This window comes from Lysinibacillus sphaericus OT4b.31 (genome assembly GCF_000392615.1).
GTDB classification, from domain to species: domain Bacteria; phylum Bacillota; class Bacilli; order Bacillales_A; family Planococcaceae; genus Lysinibacillus; species Lysinibacillus sphaericus_B.
Genome location: NZ_KB933424.1, coordinates 1 through 5,052 on the forward strand (window position 1 = coordinate 1; position 5,052 = coordinate 5,052).

The following is a 5,052-nucleotide window of genomic DNA, read 5'->3' on the forward strand; positions in this document are numbered from 1 at the left end:
AGCGAAGCGTCAGCAACAGGATGTTGGTCACGAAGGCGTTGTCACAGGACGTGACGCTTTTAGCCTTTGTTCCCATAAAAGCTCAGCCAGGGTCTCGGTTCGCTTGCTTTTCCCGCTGGCATCACCTTACGCTCCTACCAAAAATGTTCGTGTTTCTTTATAGAAAAACTATTTTTGAAATGAATTCATTTAAGATGAATTTGTGTGTGTGGACTACATTTTGTTTGAGGTGTGTGATTGGACAATTTTAACTTACAATCACGCTAGTAAAAAATGTTGAAATGGACAACCTACATAATGAAGAGTATGGGATGAGGTAAGGAAAGGCCTTATCTGTATTTTTCATGACCTATTTCATGAAAGAGGTGGAGAGCTATGCCAAATGTATCAGTGAACTGTACTGTGTCAAATTGTGTTTTCCATGCTAAGGGAAATATTTGCGGAGCTGAGGCAATCGAAATCGATATGGATTACCGGTTAGACAGCAAACATAACACAGAGTTTGCTTCTGATTTTGATTTACAGTTCTTATCTGAAGAAGCAAATCAATCGTCAGATACGTGCTGTAAAACATTCCGAACAAAAGGGAAATAGGTATAGATTATTTTGGTCCATTTACCTTAAATTCAATGATTTGGTCAGTTAGAAAGGAGTTCTAAACGGCTCCTTTCAACATTTTTTGTAAATATCCGCTGCTCTTTCCACGGGCGAGGCACGAATCGCATGGTCGCTAACGCTTCCTAGATCTCGTGCTTTTCCTTTTAAATGCCACACTGGCAGCACATATTTTTGGCTGCTTGGTCACAAATGCAATTTACCTGTATATCAAAAAATCTAATAAATAGTGATATATTAACAATAATTGAACTTTATGTATGGGAGAATGGTATGATGGAGATGATACTATTCTCTTTTCAGTATGGATTTCTATGTCTTGAGAATGAATAAATGTCAATCTGATAACAAATTGATTTTGTCACTAGATTAAAGTAGGATATAGAGGTGTGTGTCTTTAGTAAAAAGGATGAATTATTTAAGTTAACCTTGAATATATTATAGTATAATATTATTACGGAGGAGATATTTATAGTTCTTATTTTATTCATATGTGAAAGCTCCATTTTAAGAAATAGTTAGTAAATCAATAGATGAGGAAGTACCAGTTTGCATGAAAAGTCGTAAAATAAAACTAATTATAATGTTATCATCAGTCTTATTATTATTGTTTACAAGTTTAAATGTCTTGACCTCTTATGTGAAGTTGAAAAAGACGGTTGAAGAGTCCATCGCAAACCAAAGTCTTGAAGCAGCAATCTCCATTGCAGCATCGATTGATATAGATGCATATAAGCGATTTTTGAATGACCCTGTGAAGAACGAACATTATTGGGAAATAAGAAACAGTTTAAATGATGCAAGAGAAATGCTAGGGGCTTTATTAGTTTATACATTGGAAATTGATAATCCAAAAGTATCAACGGCTATGGTAGTTGGACTACCTCAGGAACGAACATACGGTTTTGACATAGGCGAGGTTTGCACAGTACCTGAAAAACAAGTCAGACAAGCTTATGAGGGACATACATATGTAACAGGTGTCATTAAGGATTCTGAGTATGGTGCTTATCTTTCTGTTGGGGCGCCAATCATCGATGATGAAGGTAAAACCATTGCCTACTTGGGTATTGATATTAGTGCTGATACACTCGATGGCATCAAAGGTAAAATCCTGAAAGATAATCTCTTTAACTTTATCTTTAATGGTGTATTTATCTTGGTGGTGATTGCTTCCTTTTATTTATTACAGAAATGGTATCAAAAAGAAGTGACAAAAGAAGTAGAGGTAACAGAGGATACTTACCAAACAGAGATCAAAACATTAATCACCTCTGTGTCCTCTTTGAGACATGATTTCACCAATCATATTCAAGTTATACATGGATTTCTGCAATTAGGAAAACCCGATCAGGCGCAACAATATCTATCCTCTTTATCTAAAGAAGTGCAGGCCATAAAGACTCTAAAATTGGATATAGATCACCCTGGTCTGTCTATCTTGTTGCAAACGAAAAAGCTAGCTGCACAAAATCATAATATTGATATGGATTTTACGGTTTCTCAGGATGCATTCAATAAAATAAAAACAACAGATATAATCAAAATATTATCGAATTTAATTGATAATGCGATTGATGCAACAATAGAATTGCCAGAAGGTCAACGTAAAATAACAATTTGTTGTATGGCAGATGATGCGCAGTATGTATTTAGGGTTAATAATACAGGACCGACAATCAGCCAGTGTGAGCAGATATTTAAACAAGGGTATTCGACGAAAAAAATAGAGCAAGGAAAAATAAGAGGGCAAGGTTTATTTATTGTGAAAGAAACCGTCAATAAATATAATGGGGAAATTTCTATTGAATCTACAAAAGAATTTGAGACGACTGCCCTAGTGAAAATCCCTTTAAAGTAAATTAACAACAAGGGGCTGATTAAAAGTCCTTCAAACAATAACGCCTGACTGCCTACATAGTGAAAAATAGCATAACAGGAGTTCTCTAAGCATTATTTTTACTATTGGAACAGCTCCTTCAGCGTGCTGTTTGGAGCGTAGGGCGGCGATTCCAGTGGAAATCAACCGTCTTATCCATCTATATTTATTGTAAAAGAAAGCTTCCTACGACATTTTGTAGGAAGCTTTTTTGTGTTAGGTAAGATGAATGAATTTATTGGTGCTAAAAATCATGTTATAGGCAATAAAGTTCATACATTATCAGTAATATTAATGGTAATATTGGGGAGGAGAAGGTGGATTTGGAAAAGACATTGCTCGGGTTACTGAGAGAGGGCGGATTTATTTTATACGCCAGACATGCCGAAGCGACAGTGGGGAATGATCAGCCGTATTTTAATTTTGAAAACTGTTATACGCAAAGAAATTTGTCTGAGCTTGGTCGAAGAGAAGCTATTTATTATGGACAAATGCTACGCTACTTACAAGTTCCTATCAGCCCGCCTATTGTCACAAGTCCTTTTTGTAGAACCATCGAAACGGCACAGTTAGCATTTCCCAACGTCAATGTTCAGACCGATCCTTTTTGGTATGACATCTATAAGTTAGGTGGAAATATTTCAACCTCTGAACAACAGAGAATTTTAACTAATCTTCGGTCAGTGTTGGAAATGAAACCACCTCAAGGGACGAACAAAGTGATTATTGCACATAGCTTTCCAAAAGGCATAGGTTTAGGAAAAGTCTCAAACTTAGGCACTGTGTTTGTAAAGCCTCGAGGACAAGGGCATGGTTATGAAATCGTGAAACAAATGTCGTTAGCGGAATTAGCCGACTTATGAAACAGTGAGTTAACATAAAAATAGCAGTAGAAATGAGGGGCGAGATGGAAATAAAAACAGTATCACAGTGTACATTAGAGGAAGTTATACAAGCCTGGAATAAAGGTTTTGAAGAATACTTTGTGGAAATTGAAATGGACGAAGCGAAGTTTTTAAATCGTCTCGAAGGGGAGGGGCTTTCTCCAGAACTATCCATTGTTGCATTTGATGGACATGAGCCTATCGGTATTGTCATGAATGGGATTAGACATTTAAATGGAAGGAAAATAGCATGGAATGGTGGAACAGGTGTCTCACCAGCCTATCGTGGGAAGGGTGTTTCACGTACTTTAATGGACAAAACCTTAGCAATCTACGCAAGAGAAAACGTCGACATCGCTACGCTTGAGTCGATAAAAGAAAATAATAGAGCCATTGCTCTCTATGAAAAGTACGGCTATGACATAACAAATCATCTGCTGTTTTTAAGTGGCGTGTTTGAGGCAAAGGTAAAAGAGCCTTTACAAATGCGGGTAGAAGCGATTCGCCCAGAGCAACTTTCAAGTTTTTCATTTTATAAGGAAGATGTGCCTTGGCAATGTAGTTGGCATAGTAACAAACAAGGTGAGGCAAAGGTATTTTATAACCTGGAAAATGAAGCGATGGGTTATATACTTTATAGAGCACAATGGGGCGAAGATGGTCAACTAGAGCGTATAATATTGTATCAGCTAGAGGTGCTTGAGAAAGGTAGTGTGGAATGTATTCCATACTTCATAGCCTGCATAGCAAATCGGAAAGTAACAATAGCAACAGTTAATTTCCTAGCTAGTAATCCAGCTACTAACTATTTGCTTGAAAACGGGCTAGCAGTGATGACAGAGCAAGTGCAAATGAAGAAAATATTGGACTGATAGCACGTGTCGTAGTTTATAGCTAAAAAAACAAATCCTGTTTTTTAGCAACTGATGGATACAGTGAATGTCCACACGAAATAATTAGCGACTATCATTTGAAAGAGGTGAATTTCACCTCTTTTTTTATTTGATAATATAAAATATTCTAATAATTTTAAAAATTATATGGTAATATGTTACGGTGAATTGTTTTAAAAATATTGATGGATTGGGGGAAGAACACTGGAAAGGCATTCAATAGCAATGAATAGGGAGGGTATGTTAATGGAGCGGGTGTAAGCAGTTCATTTGGAGTGAAGAGGGCGGTGACTACGATGAACAAACAAAGAAACCGTAAAGATTAAATGAAATAACTTATCTTGATGGATAATCAACAAACAATTTAAATAAAGGGGGCAGGCTAATGATATGAAAAAAATCAATTGATTTGAATGTTTGCAGTTTATATTGAAGAAAAAGATACTGTTTGTCTTTTATACATAATTCATTAAGCGCTGCATCATATTACAAGAAACGACAAACGTTAGTTAGAGGAATGTTGAAAAATACAGGAATGTGCTAGGTCTTGTAGAAGGAATGCTCTCTTATCCCCTACATCTAAATAGCTTATAACTATCGTATAGATAGTAGATATTTTAATCTATAATTAAATGTGATATACTGCAATAAGGTTATAATTGATACAGAAAAGTTGTGTTCCTAAGTCGCATCTTGTCTTATTGTGACACTCAATTAGGAGCGTCTACATCCTTTCTGCAAATCTTAATATATAAGGAAGATAAAAATGAGTAGCAAACAA

The 5,052-nt window shown here is 36.0% G+C and carries 4 protein-coding genes; all 4 read left to right on the plus strand.

The window, feature by feature from the left end:
* The first annotated feature begins 375 nt into the window (after nt 1–375).
* The 4 genes from H131_RS22365 (at nt 376) to H131_RS22380 (ending at nt 4,250) form a co-directional block, all read left to right on the plus strand.
* Nucleotides 376–594 (plus strand): DUF1540 domain-containing protein, encoded by a 219-nt coding sequence (locus H131_RS22365; RefSeq protein ID WP_010861418.1) that lies wholly within the window; start codon nt 376–378, stop codon nt 592–594.
* Nucleotides 595–1,168: 574 nt separating this feature from the next.
* Nucleotides 1,169–2,476: a sensor histidine kinase gene (locus tag H131_RS22370; protein WP_010861419.1), complete on the plus strand. Its 1,308-nt coding sequence runs from the start codon at nt 1,169–1,171 to the stop codon at nt 2,474–2,476.
* Nucleotides 2,477–2,817: 341 nt separating this feature from the next.
* Nucleotides 2,818–3,357 carry a histidine phosphatase family protein gene (locus H131_RS22375; protein ID WP_010861420.1) on the plus strand — a complete coding sequence of 180 codons (540 nt, stop codon included), beginning with the start codon at nt 2,818–2,820 and terminating at the stop codon, nt 3,355–3,357.
* A gap of 44 nt (nt 3,358–3,401) precedes the next feature.
* On the plus strand, nt 3,402–4,250 hold the full coding sequence (locus H131_RS22380; protein ID WP_010861421.1) for a GNAT family N-acetyltransferase: 849 nt from the start codon (nt 3,402–3,404) through the stop codon (nt 4,248–4,250).
* Nucleotides 4,251–5,052: the final 802 nt, after the last annotated feature.